The 20624-nt window shown below is 68.2% G+C and carries 14 protein-coding genes; 5 read left to right on the forward strand and 9 right to left on the reverse strand.

What is annotated here, in order from left to right:
- Positions 1-50 precede the first annotated feature (50 nt).
- From ACIA8C_RS11990 to ACIA8C_RS12000, 3 genes are all read left to right on the forward strand, one after another.
- Complete coding sequence (locus ACIA8C_RS11990; RefSeq protein WP_397133627.1) at positions 51-1280, forward strand: acyl-CoA dehydrogenase family protein; 1230 nt, start codon at positions 51-53, stop codon at positions 1278-1280.
- The gene (locus ACIA8C_RS11995) at positions 1280-2428 is read left to right on the forward strand and encodes an acyl-CoA dehydrogenase family protein (protein WP_397133629.1); all 1149 of its coding nucleotides are present in this window, start codon (positions 1280-1282) and stop codon (positions 2426-2428) included. The genes ACIA8C_RS11990 and ACIA8C_RS11995 overlap by 1 nt, the downstream gene beginning before the upstream one ends.
- 68 nt (positions 2429-2496) lie before the next feature.
- A complete protein-coding gene (locus ACIA8C_RS12000) occupies positions 2497-2964 on the forward strand; it encodes a hypothetical protein (RefSeq protein ID WP_397133631.1) in 468 nt (155 codons plus the stop codon).
- Between the two features lie 168 nt (positions 2965-3132).
- Here ACIA8C_RS12000 and ACIA8C_RS12005 read toward each other — a convergent pair whose 3' ends face one another.
- From ACIA8C_RS12005 to ACIA8C_RS12015, 3 genes are all read right to left on the reverse strand, one after another.
- The gene (locus tag ACIA8C_RS12005; protein WP_397133633.1) at positions 3133-3888 is read right to left on the reverse strand and encodes a lytic polysaccharide monooxygenase; all 756 of its coding nucleotides are present in this window, start codon (positions 3886-3888) and stop codon (positions 3133-3135) included.
- A gap of 259 nt (positions 3889-4147) precedes the next feature.
- Positions 4148-4636, reverse strand: a complete 489-nt coding sequence (locus ACIA8C_RS12010; RefSeq protein ID WP_397133635.1) for a glycosyltransferase — start codon at positions 4634-4636, stop codon at positions 4148-4150.
- Positions 4637-5012: 376 nt separating this feature from the next.
- The gene (locus tag ACIA8C_RS12015) at positions 5013-8201 is read right to left on the reverse strand and encodes a (Fe-S)-binding protein (protein ID WP_397133637.1); all 3189 of its coding nucleotides are present in this window, start codon (positions 8199-8201) and stop codon (positions 5013-5015) included.
- 453 nt (positions 8202-8654) lie between these two features.
- Between ACIA8C_RS12015 and ACIA8C_RS12020 the strand changes: the two genes are divergently transcribed.
- Positions 8655-9365 carry a hypothetical protein gene (locus ACIA8C_RS12020; protein ID WP_397133639.1) on the forward strand — a complete coding sequence of 237 codons (711 nt, stop codon included), beginning with the start codon at positions 8655-8657 and terminating at the stop codon, positions 9363-9365.
- A gap of 60 nt (positions 9366-9425) precedes the next feature.
- Here the strand turns inward: ACIA8C_RS12020 and ACIA8C_RS12025 are convergent, their stop codons facing one another.
- From ACIA8C_RS12025 to ACIA8C_RS12050, 6 genes are all read right to left on the reverse strand, one after another.
- Positions 9426-10313, reverse strand: a complete 888-nt coding sequence (locus ACIA8C_RS12025) for an NRDE family protein (protein WP_397133641.1) — start codon at positions 10311-10313, stop codon at positions 9426-9428.
- 136 nt (positions 10314-10449) lie between these two features.
- Positions 10450-11775, reverse strand: coding sequence for a S1 family peptidase (locus ACIA8C_RS12030; RefSeq protein WP_397133643.1), 1326 nt, complete (start codon positions 11773-11775; stop codon positions 10450-10452).
- A gap of 78 nt (positions 11776-11853) precedes the next feature.
- A complete protein-coding gene (locus tag ACIA8C_RS12035; protein WP_397133645.1) occupies positions 11854-13212 on the reverse strand; it encodes a S1 family peptidase in 1359 nt (452 codons plus the stop codon).
- Positions 13213-13379: 167 nt separating this feature from the next.
- The gene (locus ACIA8C_RS12040; protein WP_397133647.1) at positions 13380-14471 is read right to left on the reverse strand and encodes a hypothetical protein; all 1092 of its coding nucleotides are present in this window, start codon (positions 14469-14471) and stop codon (positions 13380-13382) included.
- 46 nt (positions 14472-14517) lie between these two features.
- A complete protein-coding gene (locus ACIA8C_RS12045; protein ID WP_397133649.1) occupies positions 14518-17127 on the reverse strand; it encodes a LuxR C-terminal-related transcriptional regulator in 2610 nt (869 codons plus the stop codon).
- On the reverse strand, positions 17120-18826 hold the full coding sequence (locus tag ACIA8C_RS12050) for an Hsp70 family protein (RefSeq protein WP_397133651.1): 1707 nt from the start codon (positions 18824-18826) through the stop codon (positions 17120-17122). The genes ACIA8C_RS12045 and ACIA8C_RS12050 overlap by 8 nt, the downstream gene beginning before the upstream one ends.
- A 293-nt stretch (positions 18827-19119) precedes the next feature.
- Between ACIA8C_RS12050 and ACIA8C_RS12055 the strand changes: the two genes are divergently transcribed.
- Positions 19120-20624 (forward strand): IniB N-terminal domain-containing protein (locus ACIA8C_RS12055; protein WP_397133653.1); only part of this gene is annotated, 1505 nt, incomplete at its 3' end.

Below are 20624 nucleotides of genomic sequence, written 5' to 3' on the forward strand. Positions count from 1 at the left end.
TCGGCCCGCAGGTCGACGGCGAGCAATGGTGCGCACCCGCTGGAGGGCAGATGGATTACGACTGGTCGGCGTTGGATTTGGCGTTTCGGGATGAGGTGCGGGAGTTTCTCGAGGCGAAGCTGACGCCGGAGTTGCGGCGGGCGGGGCGGCTGGCCACGAGTGTGTATCCGGACCACGAGGCGAGCATGGCGTGGCAGCGGATTCTGCATGAGCGGGGGTGGGCGGCGCCTGCTTGGCCGGTGGAGTTCGGCGGGTGCGACTGGAGTTTGACGCAGCACTATATTTTCAATCGGGAGTCGACGCTGGCGGGGGCGCCCGCGTTGTCGCCGATGGGGATCAAGATGGTGGCGCACGCGATCATCGCTTATGGGACGGCGGAGCAGCGGGCGTTCTATCTGCCGCGGATTCTGACCGGCGAAGTCTTCTTCTGCCAAGGGTATTCGGAGCCGGAGGCCGGATCCGATCTGGCGTCGCTGACGATGGCGGCCGTCGAGGACGGCGACGACCTGGTGTGCACCGGCAGCAAGATCTGGACAACCCATGCGACCGAGGCGAATTGGATCTTCTGCCTGGTGCGCACGTCGCGGGCCGGGAAGAAGCAGCAGGGCATCACGTTCCTGCTGATCGACATGAACACGCCGGGCATCGAGATTCGGCCGTTGGTGATGACCTCGGGTGAGCAGGTGCAGAACCAGGTCTTCTTCGACAACGTGCGAGTGCCGAAGAGCAACGTGCTCGGGCAGATCGATGACGGGTGGACCGTCGCGAAGTACCTGCTCGTGCACGAGCGCGGCGGCGCGATGGCGCCGTACCTGCAGGCGATGGCGCAGGAGATCGCCGCCGACGCGGCGCAACAGCCTGGGCCGGATGGTAATGCGCTGATCGACGATCCGGGGTTCGCGGCGCGGCTCGCCGAGGCACGGATTCGCACCGAGGTGCTCGAAATCCTGGAGTACCGCACGATTTCGGCGATGTCGCGCGGGCACAACCCGGGACCGGCTTCATCGATGCTGAAGATTCTGGCCACCGAGCTGAGCCAGAAACTGACCGAACTGGCATTGGTGGCCGCCGGTCCACGCGGACGCGTGTACCAGCCGCATGCCACGAAACCGGGTGGGCCGATAGCGGAATTCATCCCGCCTGCCGATGACTACCGCAGCGGTGCGGCATGGCAAGCCGTCGCGCCGTTGCGCTACTTCAACGACCGCGCGGGCTCGATCTACGCGGGCAGCAACGAGATTCAGCGAAACATCCTCGCCAAAGCAGCATTGGGGCTCTGATGGACTTCACCCTTACCGACGAGCAGGTACTGCTCCGCACCGCGATCGCCGGATTCCTCGGCGCCCGATACGAATTGGCGAAGAGCCGCACCGCGGCGAAGGTCGGTGCGGGCTGGCAGCCCGCGGTGTGGCGCGGATTCGCCGACGAACTGGGCATTCTCGGCGCGACCCTGCCCGAGCGGGTCGACGGGATGGGCGGTGGCCCGGTCGAATTGATGGTGATCGCCGAGGAACTCGGGCGCGCACTCGTGGTCGAGCCGTTCGTGGACACCGTCGTCGTCGGTGCCGGATTGTTGAACAGGTCCGGTGGTGAGCGGGCCGACGCGCTGTTGCGGCAGATCGTGTCCGGCGAGGTGCGCACCGCTTTCGCCGCGCTGGAACCGACTTCGGGTCAGACGCTGCACGATGTGTCGACTACCGCACGGCGCGAAGGTGATTCGTGGCTCCTCGACGGCGCCAAGACCGTCGTGACCAGCGCGCCACTGGCGACCCATCTGTTGATCACCGCGCGCACCGCGGGCGGCCGCCGCGACGAACACGGTATCTCGTTGTTCTGCACCGACTTCGACGCGGACAACCCGCCCGCCGGCGTCGAGGTGCACTCCTATCGGACCATCGATGACCGCGTTGCCAGCGACATCGTCTTCACCGGCTTCACCGTGCCCGCCGACGCACTGCTCGGCGTCGAAGGAACCGCCTGGGTCGCCATCGAACCCACCGTCGACGAGGCGATCGCCGCCGTCGCCGCCGAGGCCGTCGGCTGCATGCGCAAGGTGCTCGCCGACACCCTCGAATACGTCAAGCAGCGCAAGCAATTCGGCCAGCCCATCGGCAGTTTCCAAGTCCTGCAACACCGCATGGTCGACATGTACATGGAACTCGAACAAGCCATCGCCGCCGTCTACCTCGCCATCTACTCCCTGGAAGCCGACGCCTCGACCCGAGCCCGCGCCGTCTCCGCCGCCAAGGTCACCATCACCCGCGCCGCCCGCTTCATCGGCCAGAACGCCGTCCAACTACACGGCGCCATGGGCATGACCGAAGAACTGGCCATCGGCCACTACTTCAAACGCCTCACCGCCATCGACCAAGAATTCGGCACCAGCGACCACCACCTGACCCGCTACGCCGCCCTGACCCGGCCCTAGTTCCTGGTCCTGACCTGGGCTGAAGGCTCAGCTATCGACATCTGAACTAGTTCTGACATACTGAAGGCATGAGCGCAACAGCCACCTGGTCGGAGTTCCTACGCGATCCGAACCGGGTCATCGAGTCGATGGAGGAGAACGGGGATGTGATCCTCGTTCGTCGCTCCGCGCCGCCCGTGCGGCTTTCCGATGCGGCCGAGTCGGCGGCGACGGAGGAAACGCTCGGCGCACTGACGCAGTTGCTGGCGATCGCACTCGATGACGAAATCCTCGAACGATTGGTGGGGCGGCTGACGATCACCTTCCCCTGGATCGAACTGCTGCCCGAGTCGGAACGGGCCGAGTTCGTTGCCGACTTCCTCAATCATGCGCGAGGAGGGCTCGCCGTCGGCCGGCTTGCCGGGTTGACCGCCACATTGGCGGCGTGGCGCGATACCGCTGCGGCACATGCCGATCCGAGGATCCGCGTCGACACCACCGACCTCAGCTACCTCGACAAGCCGGTGGTGGTGCGCGACCCAAGGGGCGGTGAGTGAGCAAGCGGCAGGACGTTGGTACTTCGTGGAATATGCGCCGAAGGGCAGCAAAACTGCTGGGCGGGTGTTGCTCGAGCGGTGCCTGCCTGGGCATCCGAAGGAAACTGAATAGCCGTGGGCAAACATCCCGGGCCTCGATGGTGGGTCGAGGTCCGGGATGAGGGTGGCTCAGATTTTTTGCCATAGGGCGGGGGTGTTCGGGGGTTCCCAGCCTGGGGCCGCGGTGTGTGATTGGCGGCAGAGGTAGCGGAGGCCGTCGTAGGTGACCTCGTTGCCTGCCGTGTAGCTGGTGCCCGCGGTCCATGGGCGGGAGCCGGGTGGGGTGGTGGTGGGCGGGATTGTGGTTGTCGGGGGTGCTGTTGTTGTGGTGGGTGGGGTGGTGGTCGGTGTGGTGGTGGGGGGTGTGCCGCCGATGTTCAGGTCGACGCAGGCGTAGAAGGCGTTGGCGGTATCGGCGATGTTCCAGATGGCCAGGAGTTTCTGGCGGCCGCTGATATTGCCGAAATTCACCGTGTGCGTGACTGTTTGGCCGGGCTGCTGGTTATTGCCGGGTACGAGGCCGACTCGGGTGTTGCCGATGTAGTACTCCCAGTTGGAAGTGCTGTGCCGGGCGGTGTTCGTCCAGGTGAAGGTGGCGGACTGGCCGACCGTCGACACTTTCCACGGCTTGCTGTCGTCGTTGAGATCGGCGAATTGGGAAAGATTGCCATTGCAGGTGCGTAAGCCCTTTGGCCCCTCGACGCTTTGTGGCTCGTACTTGATCGGGCCGCAGGACACCGTGCCTGCCGCGCATTGCGCCTGCCTGCTCGGCGGCGAGGAAACGTAACCGTGCGCGTTCGCCAGACCGGCCGGGAACAGAATCGCCAGGAAAGGGGCAATCCCTACGGCCGCCCCGAGTACCGTCAGCTTTCGTTTGTTGATCATTGCGCTCCTAATAGCCTGAGCAGCAGCGGCCGGCATACTGATCAGTAATCAAACGTCATGTCAGAGAAAACATTTCGAGCTCTTAATGTGCCGAAACGATAAGTCGCTGACCGGAATCGCGGCAAGGGGCCCAGCTATCGCACTACCGCCCGTATTCCATATCGCAGCCGGGATCGTCAGCGCGGTAAGGGAACTGGCGATTGTTGCGCTACGTAGCGAGCACTCCCCAGTGCCTCCCCACTCGTCGCTCGCGATTTCGCTAAACGTAGAAAGTGCGGTGCCGCACGCTGGCCCGGATCCGCCCGGCCAGCACACCGGCGTGCAGCACCCAGAGGCCGGTGGGAATCCGCGTGCGCGTCAACGGAATAACCGGATTGTGGCGCAGCACGATCATGAGCGACAACCAGGTCATCGAGAGCGGCAGCCGCCGGCAGCCGAGGGCGCGGTGTTTGACGTACACCTCGGTCGAGGTGCGCCCATATCCGACCGCCTGACGCCACGTCGCCCGCAGCGTCGTGCGCAACCGGTAGGCGACCATCGCCTCGGGCGCGTGCCCGAGGGTCAGCCCGGCCTGCTGGACCCGCCAGGAGATGTCGACGTCGTCACCCCCGCCGAGCATGGTTTCGTCGTAGCCGCCGAGTTTGTCGAAAGTGTTGCGCCACATGCCGATGTTGTTGCCGTGCGCGAACGGCAGATACTGGGTCGTGAAGCGCTGCTCGGGTGCGGGCGTCGGCCGCCAGGCGGCCACCGCCGGACTGTTGAGCGTCTCGGTTTCGATGGGCCCGCCGACCGCGTCGTAGTCGGCGGCGGCACGAACCAGCGCGCTCAGCCAACCGGCATGGACGCGATCGTCTTGGTCGGTGTAGGCGTGAACACCGGAATCACCACCGACACCAGTCTTGGTCTGCTGGCTTTCGCACTGTCCTCAGGCGTCGACATGCGCCCCCCTTTTTTGGTCTGTGGTGGAACTCGAGCCCCCGAGATCACTTTCAGCAAGAGCGTATTGGCGCGGCAGATGTTTGAAAAGCGGACGCTTGATTGGTTGATTGAGGCGTCGGACACAGCTCGACCCGGGTCCATCGTGCGGACCCGGGTCGAGCTGGACTGCTATGAGGTTGTGTGGATCAGTTCTTGCGGCCGGGAGCCTTGGCGCCGGACTTGAAGCCGAGGCCGCCCGGCTTGGCGGCCGGGGGAGCCGACTCGGCGGCACCGTTGCCGTTGGCGGGCTGCTCCGGCTCCGGAGTCGGTTCCGGCGCAGTGGATTCCGCGACGGATTCCACCGATGCCTCAGCCGGGGTCGGCTCAGCCGGAGCCGCAGGGGCGGGCGCCGAGTTGCCGGGGGCCTTCGGGCCGGGACGTTTGAAGCCGGACTTCATCGCCAAGCCCTTGGCGGGAACCGTCGGCTTGGTTTCGGTGGTTTCCGAAACCGGTTCGGCGGCAGCCGCTTCCGGGGCAGCAGCCGCGGCGGGTGCGGCGGGTGCGGCCGGTGCTTTGGCGCCGGGCGCCTTAGCGGCCCCCTTCATACCAAGACCCTTGACCGGCTTGGGTGCCGAAGCCTCGGCCGCGGGCTCTGCCGCGGGAGCGGATTCAGCGGTCGGGGCCGGAGTCGCCTTAGCGCCAGGAGCCTTGGCAGCACCCTTCATGCCGAGCCCGCCCGGCTTCTTGCCGGGGCCCTTCATCGCGAGGCCCTTGACCGGTGCGGCCGGTGCTTCGGGAGTCGATTCGGCTTCGGCCGCAGGGGATTCCGCAGCCTTGGCGCCGGGCGCCTTGGCAGCACCCTTCATGCCGAGCCCGCCGGGCTTCTTGCCGGGGCCCTTCATCGCGAGGCCCTTAACCGGTGCTTCGGGAGTCGATTCACCTTCGCCCGCAGGGGATTCCGCAGCCTTGGCGCCGGGCGCCTTGGCAGCACCCTTCATGCCGAGCCCGCCGCCACCGGGCGCCTTGGCCGGGCCCTTCATCGCAAGCCCGCCACCGGACGGCGCCGCCTTCGCAGCCGCCGGCGTCTCGGCCTTGACCTCGGGCTCCGGCTCGGCGACCTCTTCGACCGCAGGAGCTTTCGGCTGCTGGATGACAACCAGGTTCTCGCTGAGCTTCGCCGCGTCCACCCGATCGATGGCGTCCAGCATCAGCTGCGCGACATCGACGACCTCGACCCCTTCGCCCTCGCCCTTTTCCTGGCGAGCGGTGACACCGTCGTTGAGCATGACGCGGCAGAACGGGCAGCCCGTCGCGATCTTGCCGGGCGTGGCACCAGGATTCGCCGCGAGGGTGTTGAGCCCCTCGTCGACTCGATCGACGTTGATGCGTTTGCCGAGCTGCTCCTCCATCCACATGCGCGCACCACCGGCACCACAGCACATGGAACGTTCGCCGTGGCGCGGCATTTCGATCAGCGTGGAGCCGGAGGCTTCCATCAGTTCACGCGGCGCGTTGTAGACCTTGTTGTGCCTGCCCAGGTAGCAGGGGTCGTGGTAGGTGACGTTCTGCGACACCGAGGCGACCGGGATGAGCTGCTTCTGGCGCACCAGGCGATTGAGCAGCTGGGTGTGGTGCACCACCTCGTAGCTGCCACCCACCTGTGGGTACTCGTTGTTGAGCGCGTTGAAGCAGTGCGCACAGGTGACGACGATCTTCTTTTTCTTGTCCTCGACACCCTCGAACACCGAGTTCAGCGTCTCGATGTTCTGCGCGGCGAGCTGCTGGAACAGGAACTCGTTGCCCGCGCGCCGGGCCGAGTCGCCGGTGCAGGTCTCGTCCTGGCCGAGCACCATGAACTTCACGCCCGCGGTGGCGAGCAGCTCGGCGACCGCCTTGGTGGTCTTCTTCGCGCGGTCCTCGTAGGCACCGGCGCAGCCGACCCAGAACAGGTAGTCGTAGCCGTCGAAGCTGTCGGCATCCTGGCCGAACACCGGGACGGTGAACTCGACCTCGTTGATCCAGTTGAGCCGGTCCTTGGAGTTCTGGCCCCACGGGTTGCCCTTGTTCTCCAGGTTCTTGAACAGACCCGCGAGCTCGGACGGGAACTCCGATTCGATGAGCACCTGGTAGCGGCGCATGTCGATGATGTGGTCGACGTGCTCGATGTCGACCGGGCACTGCTCGACGCAGGCGCCACAGGTGGTGCACGACCACAGCACCTCTGGATCGATGATGCCGCTGACGTCGGCGCCGCCGACCAGCGGACGCTCCGCCTCGGCCTTCGCCGCGTCCGAAATCTTCGCCAGCGCGGCCTCGTTCGGCTTGCCCTCGGCGTCGACCAGCCCGATCTCGTCGCCGCCCATGTCTTTGCGGCCGCCGGCCAGCAGGTAGGGCGCCTTGGCGTTGCCGTGGTCGCGCAGCGACATGATCAGCAGCTTGGGCGACAACGGCTTTCCGGTGTTCCAGGCCGGGCACTGCGACTGGCAGCGGCCACACTCGGTGCAGGTGGTGAAGTCGAGCCAGCCCTTCCAGGAGAAGTCCTCGATCCGGCCCGCGCCGAAGGTGTCGTTGTCCGGGTCGGCGGTCTCCATGTCGACCGGCTGGCCCTTGGACATCATCGGCTTGGCCGCGCCGAGCGCGACGCCGCCGTCGTCCTCACGCTTGAAGTAGATGTTGAAGAACGCGGAGAACCGGTGCCAGGCCACGCCCCAGGTGATGTTGCGGCCGACCAGGTAGAGGAAGGCCATGCCGGACATCAGCTTCACGAACGCGAACAGCGCCACCATGGTGGTGCTCGCGGGCAGCAGCTTGGCCACCTGCATGGTGAAAAAATCGGTGTACGGGTCGGAATGTCCGTAGGCGGCGATCTTGCCCGCCTTCACGAAGATCATGCCGAGGCCCTCGATCAGCACGATGAGCTCGATCACGTACGCGGGCCCGAACTTCGAGCCGCTGAAACGGGAGAGCCGCTCGGGCAGGCGCGGGTGGTTCAGCTGGCGGATGATGATCAGCGTGCCGATGCCGACCACGGTGCCGATGCCGAGGATCTCGTCCCACAGGTGGTAGATCGGCCAGTTGCCGACGATCGGCCAGTGGAAGGACGGGTCGAAGGTCTGACCGTAGGCCTCGAACCACAGGATGGCGCCACCCATGAAGCCGATCATCACGAGCCAGTGCGCCCAGCCGACGGTGCGGAATTTGGCCATCCGCGTGTGCGCAAGGAACTCGATGACCATCTGCTTGAAACGCGGGAAGAACGGTCGCCAGCGATCCGGTGCCGGCTGCCCGACCATGATGGCGCGGACGATGCTGCGGACGCCGCCGAAGAACGACGCCCAACACAGGAGGCTGAGCGTCGCCCCAATCGTGCCCAGCGTCACTGTCAGGGCATTCATGTCGCGACCTTTCTCTAGAGGCAACACGAGCGAGGGCGGTTCGCACCGCCCCGATTGGCTCGTATCCTAACCGGCGGTAAGTTACCCACCAGTAACATATGCTATCCGTCGTACCATTTGCAGCTGAGCTATGCCCCCTCTTGCTGGGGCTTGACTCAAAAATTGCCTGTGATGAACGTCACACATGGTTTGCCCATCCAAGTGCGTGTCCAGGTGATCACCACCGTAAACGTCGAGGCATCCGGCCTAATCGGTAAGGACAGGCTTAGTCTTCAAGGCGCGTAATGCATCTCGCCTTTGCGTCGCCGGTGGATTACGCTCACGACGTTCTGTCTGCTCTGCCTGTCTTCACACTGCTCGGGGAGGATCCGGGGCGACCGCCCGGATTTGATGAGAGCGCTCTCGCGTGCGGAGATCAGCTGGCAGGCAACCTGATGATGGATTGGAAACTGAATGAACCTCCGCAGAACCACCGCGGGTGCCGCGTTGGTCATCGGCGCGATGACCATCGGTCTCGGGACCGCGCATGCCGAGCCTGTCGCCGCCCCGGCCGACCCCGGCATCAACTACTCCGTCAAGCTGGTCGACAAGACGGTAGTCGCGTCGCTCAAGGGGGGCACCTTCTCGGTCACCGAGAAGGACGGAGCAACCGCCGCTGATCCGAAGATCTCCGTCGCCAACGTCAAGGACGGACAGGGCAACACCCTCGTCTCGTTCCCGCTCGACGTGGACGTCGACGGCAAGCTCGTTCCGGTCAAGACCGAGGTGAAGAAGGACGGCGCGGTTCTCGAGGTGACCCCGCAGAAGCCCGCGGATCTGGTCGTCACCGACAAGCCGGTCATCGCCAAGCCCTCCGTCGCGCAGGACATCGCGTCGCCGATCGAGAACCAGCGCGCGCAGAACGAGTTCGCGAGCAACTTCGGCATCGCCACCGCGATCGGCGGCTTCGTCGGCACGGCCATCGGTGCCACCATCGGTTGCATCCTGACCATTCCCGCGTTCTGCTTCCCCGGCCTGGTGGCCGGTGCCGGCATCGGCGGCATCCTCGGCACCATCGTGGTCGGTGGCCCGACCCTGATCGCCGCGGGCCTCGAGCTGCTCAACACCTTCCAGGCCGCGGACGGCACCACCAAGTGGGCCGACAAGCCGCTCCCGGCCAAGTAAGAACTACGCTCTGACAGCTCGGCCCGTCTCTCCTCGGAGAGGCGGGCCGAATTGTCGTTTTCAGGCAGGAAGATCCAGCGTGCCGGAAAACGACACCGTGCCTTTGCGCCGTCCGAACAGTCCGAACGTCCGCTCCGCCATCTCGAACGAGCCGTCCTCGCGCACCAGCAACACCGTGCTCGCCCGGGTGCCGTGCACGGCGTCCGCGATGAACCGGGACGACACCCTGCGCTCCAGTAGCCGCGAGACTCCGGTGTCCGGCAACTCCGCGTCCTCGGGCTTGGTGCGATCGGCCAGCACCGCGAAATAGCGGTCGACGGCGCCGGGATCGGACTCCACCACCTCTCGCAGTTCGATCACACCACCTCGTATCTTGGGCCAGATGGGCTGTGAGGCGGTCAAATCCGTCTCGCCCGGGTTCACCCCTGCCGAGCCGACGAAAGTGCCGTTGGAGAGGCCGTGGAACCCGGGTGCCAGCTCCCGCGGCGGCGCATCGCTGCGGTTGGAGTGCCACCACAGCGATTCCAGGTCGGACAACACCAGGTTGTAGCCGTTGTAGTCGTCCGGCGCGGCCGCGACGTCGAGCAGGTACTTCTCTGGGCCGGGGAAATCGGCGCCGGGATGCCGCGCCGAGGCGCCGCGCAGGAAATCCATCAGCAGCGCACCGCGGGAACGGGCGTCGCCGCGCTCGTCCTTCGGGTTGCGCACATTGGTCACCGTCGCGAATCGGTTGCGGCCCTTGTCCTCTCGCATCAACCCGAGCCAGGTGCCCGGCGGGTCGCCCTCGGCCTTGTTCTTGGCCCCCTGATCGCGCCCGGCCAGCAGCCCCGGCACCTCCGGCCACCACCGCATCGACTCGGTCGGCCGGGTATAGAACTCGTCGCGGTTGGCCGCGACGATCAACCGATACTCCGGATGAGCCCGCCAGCCGATCAACACCAAACACATGCAGTCCAGGATGCCGCACCGCTACCGGACGCAGCGGGTATTGGCGGTCGGACGGGGCGCGCAGGGTCAGTGGAAGCGTCGCCGAGACAGCGAAAAGGCCGACAGCGCAACGCTGCCGGCCTCTCGACGGGTGAAACTAGTTGGTGCGAATCTTCAGACCCGGGTTGTCCGAGAGCACCACGCTCACCGGCTGCGCGAACAGCTGCGGCGCGTTGCCGGTCAGGGCACCGATCAGGTTGGGGATCTCGCAGATCGGGTAGTCGGCCACCGACGACGCGCTGGAGATGCCGAGGGCGAGCCTGCCGGTCACGATCGGGCCACCGCTGTCGCCGGGCAGCGCGCAGATGTTGGCCGAGAAGGCCTGGGTGAGCTCACGCTCGCCGACCTGCACGGTCTGGTCGACCGCGTTGACAACGCCACAGCTGAAGCCGGTACGCGAACCGGACTTGCAGACCGGCGCGCCGACGACCGGAGTCGCGACACCCTCGATGCGCACCGACGCGGCACCGGGCACCCGGACCTCGTTGTTGCTGAAGCGATCCCGCGCCTGGTCGGCGATCCGGACGATCGAGTAGTCCTGCGCGCCGAGCACCGACTTCTCGAACCGGCCGAGCTCGTTGCCGAGCCGGTCGCCGTTGAGCTCGTGCACCCGCGCGGCGTTGTCGTTGCCCGCTGACGGGATGTCCGGGTTGCAGTGGCCCGCCGTGACATTCACGATGTTGCCGTTGCGGTCGGTGCCGTTGAAGCCGAGCGAGCAGCGCAGCGAGAGGCGACCGGCGACCGAGGCGTAGCCGTCGCCGCCCGCGAGCACGCCGTTCGCGGCACCGGCGATCTCGGTGGCCTGCAGCGTGCCCTGCTCACCGGCTACCGGCGGCGCCATCACGATGACCCTGGCCGGGTCGATGAAGTTCGGCATCGGCAGGCCCGCCTTGTCGACGCGCACCGCGATGCTGTTATTGACCGTGTCGATCACCACGCCACGCACGAGGGCCGACACCGCCTCGGGCTGACCGTCGAGCCAACGCTGGAACGCGGTCTTCTCACCACGCAGCGCGGACTCGCTCTTGGCGACGTTGCGAACCTCGAAACCCGCTGACTCCGCGGCCTTTCGGGCATCGTCGGCACCGGGACCCTGGGCCAACGCGACAACGGCCTTACCGCTGTCGTCGAGCCAGGAACCGGCGAAGACCGCCGGGAACTGCCGCTGCGCGGTGGTGGCGAACCCGGCGACCTGCTGTGCCACGTCGGCGCGGTGCAGGTACTCCTCCGGGGAGATCTTCAGATCTCGGGCGATGGCACTGACCAGTTCGGCGGGCAGACTCGGCGCCGGATCGGGTTGTGCCGTCGCCACTGCCGCCGTCGGCCCGAACAGCAGTATCGCCGCCGAGGCGGCGATAACTGTTTTTCGGACCCGGGTCTGTCGCGCAGCTGATCGGAGATGACCTATACGTGGCAGGAGCATGCCCAGACTATATGGGCTCCGGGCCGGTATGCCTACTTATAACGAGACCCGGTTTCGCCGCTCGGTGCTCAGCGCGTCCTACCCGGCGTTCGGCCGGGTCCGCACCGAGATGCCGCTGCCGACTCCGCCGTTCGATGACGCGTCGATATCGGCCAGGATCGGCCGGATCGGGATGCCGAGACTCGCCGTGCCGCCGTACTGCGCCAACGCGATATTGGCCTCGTTGCAGTCCGGTGCCTCGGCCGCGTTGGAACCGCTGGTGATGCCGAGTGCGAGGGTGCCGGACACGATCGCGCCGCCGCTGTCACCGCCGAGCGTGCAGGCCGAGCTGGCGAAGCCGCGCACGGTCTTGCTCTCGCCCTCCGCGGTGTACAGCTGGGTCTCGACCCGATCGGCCACCACGAAGCCACACGTGAAGGTGGACGATTGCCCCGACTTGCACACCGGCGCGCCGGTGATCGGGTCGGCGGTGCCGGTGATGGCGATGGTGGTGCCGTTGGCGCCGCGCACCGTCGGCTGGTCCATGCCCGCGCGCACCGCGCGGTCGTTCAGCTTGATCACCGAGTAGTCCAGCGCGCTCTGGCCGCCGAGCTTGGCCTGCACGAAGGAACCGAGTTCCGGGCTGTTCGGGATGTCCTTGACGTTGGGGAAGTAGACGGTGGCGTCTTGGCTACCCTTGTCGACGTTCGGATTGCAGTGGCCCGCACTGATATTGAGCGCGTTGCCCGCCGCGTCGACACTGTTGAAGCCGAACGAGCAGACGTCGACGCCCTTGAGCGAGGCGTCGTGCAGCGAAACCGGGGCGCTGATGTAGGTGTCGCCGCCCATCGGGCGCCGCTCGACCCCGCCGCCGCTGCCGGGCGAGAGGATGACCTTGATGTTGGCGATCAGGGTCGGCAGGTTCAGCACGTGACCCGCCGGGGTGTTGGCCACGCTGAGCACCAGCTGGCTGTTGAGGAAGTCGATGGCGACCGAGTTGATCGCGGTGGAGATCTCGCGCGGCAGGCTGGTGATCCACTGATTCAGCTGCATCAGCGAGCCTTCCAGGCCGTCCGCGGACACCGGGGCGAGGCGGGTCTGGTAGCCGTCGGCCGCGGCGATCTTGGCGGCGTCGAGCGAGGTGACCGCGACGACCGGCTTGCCGTCGTTGCCGATCCAGGCGCCCGCGAAGGCCTCGGGGCGTTCCGAGCGGAAATCGCGGGCGTAGTCGCGCAGTTGCTGGGCGCGGGCCGCACGGTCCAGGTACTCCGTCGGGGTCATCTTCAGATCTCGTGCGATCGCCTGCACCAGTTCCGGCGGCAGGTTCTCGGCATTCAGCTGCGCGGGTGTCGCCGGCGCCGCCGCGGCAACGGTTGTGCAGAGCAAGGGTGCGAGGAAAACGGTCGAAGCGAGGGCGACAGCTTTGACCGTGGCGCGGCGCGCCACCAACTTGCGCATGAAATCCCTTCGTTGGCACGCACGTGCCAGCTCAATCCGCGGCAACGGGCCTGGAATCCGTTGGCTCACAGTCGTCCTCCAGCAACAGACCGGGCGCCTGCAAATTCATCCGACAACACCGGTCAGCGCATCACTTTAGGGTACAAACCGGGGAAGGGCTCTACTAATCACCGACTGCCCGGTATCTGCAGGCCAGGGATCGTCGGAATCTGCGGTAACGGGTTGTACGGCGTCGTGGTGGTGGGCCGGGGACGCGTGGATGGGCTCGGTGTCGGCGTCGGTGGCTCGGTGGTCGGCGGCGGGGGTGTCGTCTCCGGCGGTGGTGGCGGCGGAGTTGTCGTGGTGACCGGTTCCTCGGTGGTCGTCGGCGTCACCGTCGGAAAGTTGATCGGCGGTGCGGGCGCCGGGGTCGGACTCACCGAGACCTGATCCGATTTGGCGTCGCGCAGCGGCGGCACCGGCGTGGTGCCGTCGTCGCGGAACAGCACGGCCACCGCGAAGCCGCCGAGCACGAGTCCGATCAAGGCCGCGGCACTGATCAGCAACGGGAGCTGTTTGCGGTCCTTCGCAGGCTCGGCTTTCCGAGCGGGTTCCGCCGGTACCTCGGTTGCTTCCGTCGGCACGGGTTCGGCCATCGGGATGGCCGCCGAGTACGCCTGCGGCGTCGGTTCGGACGTGGGCACGGCCGGGATGATGACGGTGTCCACCGTCGAGTTCTCGGCGTGGCTCGGGTCGGGCGGGGTGCTGCCCGCAGGGGTGGACAGCACCGCTGCCAGCGCCGCGCGGGCGGCGTCGTAGGCGAAGGTGCTGCCCGGTGCGTTCGCCTCGGCGGCAGGCAGGTCGGCCTCGCTGACCAGCAGCACCGACCGCAGACCCAAGTAGTCCAATGCGTCGCGCAGGGCCTGGATGTATTCGCGCGGCCAGTCGCCGGGGTGGGTCGCGTAGAACTCGGCCGGACCGTTGAGGTGGTCAGCGGTAAGGTTGATCAGGCAGAACAGCGCCGTCGCGACCAGATCTTCGGCCCGGTAGGCCTCGCCGTCGTCGACGGAGATGCCCGCCGGATCGCCGACGGCTAGCGCGAAGCCGGTGATCGCATGGGCATTCTCGTCCGGCGGCGGGCCGCCGAGCGTGGCGTCACCGTCGTCGGACATGTACAGCAACGACTCGCGGACGATGAACAACGGCTCTTCGCCGCCGTCGGTGACGATCGCCGCCGTGCACTCGTCCTCGGCGATGCGCAGGCCCACCCCTGTGGCCATCCTCAGTACCTCGCTTCGGCTTCCCGGCTGACGAATCCGCACTCTGTCACACCAGTAGGGAGCCGTGTCCCATGGCGCGGAGCATCGACAATAACTCCGATCGGGACCGAGCACCGATCCGGCGCCGAATACGGGCGACATGATGCTCCACCGTCTTGGCGGAAATGTACAGACGAGCACCGATCTCCCGGTACGTCAGCCCGAGCAGGACCAGCTCGGCGACTTCCCGTTCCCGCTCGCTGAGGATCGCGGTCTGTTCGCCGACCGCCGGATCGGGGGCGGGTTCGGCACCCTGCTGCGGCGGTGTCGCGGTCGGCGGCCCGATCGGGTCCTGCGGTTTGGCGTCGGCGCGCACCGTGCGGGCCAGCTTGAGCAGCGCGGTCGCGGTCGCCGAATCGGCGGCGGCGAGGGCGGCCTCGCTGGCCAGCCTGGCGGCGTCCCAGGTCATGCCGATCTCGCTCAATCCGGCGACGGCGGCTTCCACCGGTGCCGCCGATACCTCACCGCGCAGCACGAGCACCCAGGTGCGGCCCGCGTCGGCGAGCACGGCGGCGTGCCGGTCACCCGCCTCGGCCGCGGCCTTCAGCGACCGGGCATGCGGGAGCAACTCTCGCGGGCTCTCGTGCAGGATCGCGGCCTGCACTCCGTACCAGTGGAAGGCGTTCGCCCAGGCCGGCGGATCGCCCATGCGGTGAAGCAGGGCCTTTGCGGAGTCGACCAGCGGCGCGATCCGGCCCTCGTCGCGCAATCGGATTGCGGCCAGCCACAATTCGCCGATCGGCAGCAGCGCGAGCAGGTCGGCCTCCACGTCGTCGAACATCAGGTAGGCCGCCTGCCAGGCCCGCGACAGCGCGGCGTGATCGCCGGTCCGCCTGGCCAGGCCGACCGCGACACCGTGCGCGAGCAGGCGATCACGCACGTCCTGCGAGTCGTGATCGAGTGCGGCGACCGTCGCGGCGGCGGCGCGCTCGTCGCCGCCGAGCATGGCCGACCAGGCCGCGAGCACCTGGAGCTGGTGGCAGCGCAGGCCGCTTACCGTGGCGCGGCGCAGTGCGTCGCCCGCGCGGCGCGGCTCGCCGGTGCCAAGGCAGAGCAGTGTCGCGATGGATACCGCTGTGCATGGCAGGAATCGGTCGACGCCGGAGTCGGCGTGCGCGGCCTGCACCAGCGCGGACACCGCAGCCGGTGTGCCATTCGTGGATAGCGTTGGTGTGGTGGGGATTCCGCCGTCGCGCCGGCTCAGCGAAGCGGCCAGTGCCGTGGCGATCAGCCGGGCGTGGGCGTTGGCCTCGGTCGGCGGCCACTGCGTCGACGAGTCGGCCATCTCCGCCGCGCCGGACACGTCACCGGCCAGCGAGAGCACGGTGGCCCCGATGGCCCAATCGGCGCCGACTCGTTGCGCGCCGAGCCACGAATACAGTTGGGCCGCACGGGCAACCAATCCGCGTCGGGTCAGTGCCGCCGCGCAGATCCGCACCGCGTCGGCGAGCTCCGCGCTGGACACCCCGGAACGGGCCAGCACCGGCTCGGCCAGCCGGATGGCTGTCTCGCCGTCGCCGTTGCGCCCGGCCGCCTCGGCCCAGCGCAGTGCGATGAGATCGGGGTCGGCACCGGTCGCCGCGGCCGCGGCGTAGTAGCGCACCGCCTCGCGGCCCGCCTTTTCCGCGGCGGCGGCGAGGAATTCGGCCAGGCGTTGGTCGCGGACGCCGGATTCGGCGAGCAGCAGCGCGGTGTGGTCGCGCAGCAGGCCCGCGTCCAGTCGCGCGCCGAGCAGTTTGCGCTGGACCGCGACGAACCGGCGGTCGCCGAGCAGCGTGCGCAGCGGGCCGACGGCAGGGGCGAGCAACAGGTCTGCGTCGGTGACCAGGGCGCTGGCCCTGGCCCGGTCGATGAGGTGCTGTGCGGCAACGGGTTCCACGCCGAGCACCTCGGTGAGCTCGCTGGCGTCCAGGCCCGCGCCGGTGGTGGCGACCACCAGGGTTTCCAGCAGGTCCGGTGCGAGGTTGTCCAGCAGCGAGCGCGCCCAGGCGGCGACGGCCACGTCGACCGCGCCGATGCCCGCGTCGAGCCGGGCCGAGCAGGCGGCGGCCAGCGCGGCGACCACGCCACCGCGGATGCCGTCGGTCTGCCGGTGAATGTGCTGGGACACCTGGCGCGGCACCATCATGCCGAGTTCCCTGGCGAACGGGGCGATGTCGACCACACCGAGGGCGCGCAGCTCCACCACCCGCCCGCGCCGGGCGACCGTGTCGGCGAGTGCGCGCAGCCGCAGGTCGTGCGGGCGCGGCTGGGCCGCGATCACTACCGTGCGCTGACCGGATTCGACGGTGGTGCAGAGGTATTCGAGCTCGGACTGGTGCAACGTGTGGGCGTTGTCGACGATCAGCGCCGGGCGGAGCTCGGTCGCCTGCACGGGGCGGGCGCCGGATCCGTTGGGGGAGCCGCCGTTACCGGTTGGCGCCGGCTCGACCGCCGCAGTGTCCTGGAGCGGGATGCCGCGGGCGCGTAGCCGATTGCGAATCTCGTTGAGCAGGGTGGATTTACCGGTCTGCGAGCGGCCGCGGATGAGGAAGATTACCGGCTCCTGGTCGGCCGACTCCAGTTCCCGAAGGATCTCGCGCGCGGACGGCAGGGTATCGAAGGCGATGTCAGCCACCGTTTCCTCCGAGGATCTGGCCGGGGGTGCGCAGGACGGTGCCGACGGTGTTGCCGACGGAGTCGATCGGGTCCTTGAGGACGCCGGTCGGCAGGCTCGGTGCCTGCGGCGGCGTGGGTGCGGGGTAATTGCCTGGCGCAGGGGCGGGCCCGGGTGCCGGAGCGGGCTGCGGTTGTGGGGCCGGTTGCGGCGCACCTGGTTCCGCGGGCGGCGCGACGGGCTGGTCGGCGACGGGCTGGCTGTTCACCACGGCAACTGTCGTCGCGGCAGGGGAACCCGGTTGCCCCGCATCGGATTTCGGGCGTCCCGCAGGCGAGGTGACTGGTTTCGTCGCGGCGGCAGGCAGATTGGAGTTACCGGCCTGCCCGCCGGTGGTCGCGGCGATCTCCGCCGCCCGCGCCGGGGACGATTGTTCGGTCGACGCCGGGTTCGGGCCGGGCTGAGCGCCCGTGCCGATCGCGACGGTGCCGGTGGCCAGCAATCCGATCACGACCGCGGCGCCCGCGACGATGGCGACCCGCCGCCTGCCGCCGAATCGCGGCTTGCGCGGGGCGTCGGCGCTCGGCAGGGACGAGATCGCCACCGAGGGCAGTTCTTTGGTCGCCGGTTCGGTCAGTACCGGCGGCGTGACCGGTGTGCGGACCGACGCCAGATCCGCGGCGAGCACGGCAGCACCGCGGGCGCCGGTGTTGGCCGGATCGGCGGCGGCGACCACCGGAAGACCGAATTCGGTCGAGATCAGCTCCGCGACCAAGGGGATCGCGCCGCCGCCACCGGTGAGCAGCACCCGGCCGATATCGCCGATTTCGAGGCCGGCCCGATGCACCGCGTCGCGGATCAGCTCGGTCGAGGTGAGCAGCGGCCCGCGCAGCAGATCCTCCAGCTCGCCGCGCACCAGCCGGACGTTGCCGCTGTGCGTGTCCGCCGGATTCAACCGCACTTGAACGACGGTTGCCGTATTTATCGAGAGCTCTTCTTTAGCGGTTCGGCACTGCTCGCGCAATGCCGACAATTTCCGCTCGACCACCGGGTCGAACGGGTCGAAATCATTTGCGAGCACAGCGTTTGCCAGCACGTAGCGCATGGTCAGCAGATCGAATTCGGCGCCGGCGATGTCCGTGGTCCGCAGTGGTGTGCCGAGCACCCCGGCATGGTCGCCGGTCCGCACCACCGACACGGTCAGCCCGGTGGCGCCGAGGTCGTATACGAGCACCGCGCCATCGCCGAGCGGGCCGTGCGCGGATTCGAGCCAGCCGACCGCGGCCGTCGGTTCGGGCACCAGAGTCACCTCGCGCAAGCCCTCCCGATCGAGGGCGGCGCGCTGGACGTCGACGGTGTGCCGCGGCCACCACGCCGGGTGGCAGACGACCGTCGAACCGTACTCGCGTGCCTGCGTGCTCATTTCGTCCATCAGGCAGGCGACGGCGGCGGAAACGAGGTCGGCGGCGGAATGTGCCGTGCCGTCTTCGGCGAGCATGTCGACCGGATCGCCGACCCTGGCGACGAAGCCGTCGAGCCGCACGTCGCTGGAATGCCGTCCGGTGGCGTGCACGGGTGCGCCGAGGGCGGGCGGCGCGTCGGCCGCGAGCCGTAGCACGCTGGGATGGGTGACCACGCGGTCGCCGCCATCCCCCGGCGCCGCCACGGCGACCGAATTCGACGACCCGACAGTGATGCCGAGCGCCAGACGCTCTGTCATTCGTGAACCCCGTTCGAAAACTCTGTGGTCCGGTGTCGCTGTTGTGTAGTCCGAGTGCGGCACGCGGTAGGAGCACGCCGACGCACTCGTTGTTTCGGTTGCTGGCGGTCAGCCGTTACCGCTTCCGGGGAAGTTCCGGGGAAATTCCCCTAATGGCACCGGTGCCCCTAAGGGCGGGCCGGGGTGAGTTGTGGGGGTCGGCCCCGTTACGCGTAACGAGTGGCGCCCTTAGCGTGAAATGCATTCCAACGATGCGGATCGCGGAGGTCCGCCGGCTCTCAGGAGATTTTCTGATGACACCCAACGCGATTCTCGAGTTCATCCTCAACCTGCTGCGTGACCACGAGGCGGCGGTCGGCTACTGCGCCAACCCCACCCAAGCGCTGGTGGCGGCGGGTTTGCCCGCTGTCACGCCGGAGGACATCGCCGCCGTCGCCCCGATGGTCGCCGAGTCGGCGCTGGTCGCGGGCGGCTCCCAGCTGTCGGCGATCGTCGCCGCCGGGGCGCAGACCGGTGCTGCCGCTGTGCTCGGTGCCGCGGGCACCGTCGGTGCCGCCGCGGCGGCCGACGCCGGGTTGAACGTCGGCGCTGATCTCGGCATCGACCTCGGCGGTCAGGTCGGCACGGGGCTCGACCTCAGCGCGGGGTTGAACTCCGCGATCGACACCGGGCTGCAGGTCGGTGCCGACCTCGGCGCTGGTCTGTCCGCGGGGCTCGGAACCGTCGCCGATATCGGCGCGAATCTGTCCGCCGCGGTCGGTGGCGCACTCGGGGTGGCGGGGCAGGCGGTGACCGGTATCGGTGCCGACGTGCAGGGTGCGGTGGATGCCGGACTGCACGCGGGGACGGGGCTGGAAACCAGTTTGTCCACGGGTATCGGCGGTGCGCTCGGCGCGGTGGGGCAGGTCTCTACCGGACTCGATGGCGCGATAGGCGCGGGCACACAGGTCGGTGCCGATCTCTCCACCGGGTTGCAAGGCGCGCTGCACGCGGTGACCGGTGTGACGACCGGCATCGATGCGACCGTCGGTGCTGATCTCGGTGCCGGTCTGCACGGCGCGGTGGATGCCGGCAGTCAGTTGGCCGGTGGTTTGTCCACCGGGATCAATGCGACCGCCGCGAACCTCGGCACGGGCCTGTCGGCCGGTGTCGGTGGCGCGCTCGACGCAACCGGCCAAGCCGCGGCCGGATTGGCGACGGGTCTCGGCGGTGCCCTCGATACGGGTGCGCACGTAGGCGGCGCGATTGATGTGGGCACGCACGCGGTAACCGGGCTGGCGACGGGTTTGTCCGCCGGGATCGGGGCCGCGGCGGATGCCGGTGCCGGTCTGGGTGGTGGGCTTTCGGCCGGGCTCGACGGTGCGGCCGGTGCCGGTGCGCAGGTCGGGACGGGTCTCGAGACCGGCCTCGGCGGTGGTATCGACGCGGGTGCGCACGCGGCGACCGGGCTCGAGACCGGGCTGTCGACGGGGATCGGTTCGGCCGCGAGTCTTGGCGGCGACCTGTCCACCGGTCTCGGCGGCGCGGTGGATACCGGTGCGGGGTTGGGTGGTTCGCTCAGCGGCGTTACGCACGGTGCGGTGGATGCCGGTGCCGGACTTGGTGGTTCGCTCGGTGGGATTACCCACGGTGCGGTGGATACCGGTGCGGGCCTGGGTGGTTCGCTCAGCGGTGTTACGCACGGTGCGGTGGACACCGGTGCGGGACTTGGTGGTTCGCTCGGTGGGATTACCCACGGTGCGGTGGATACCGGTGCGGGCCTGGGTGGTTCGCTCAGCGGTGTTACGCACGGTGCGGT

The organism is Nocardia sp. NPDC051321 (genome assembly GCF_044455225.1).
GTDB lineage: Bacteria > Actinomycetota > Actinomycetes > Mycobacteriales > Mycobacteriaceae > Nocardia.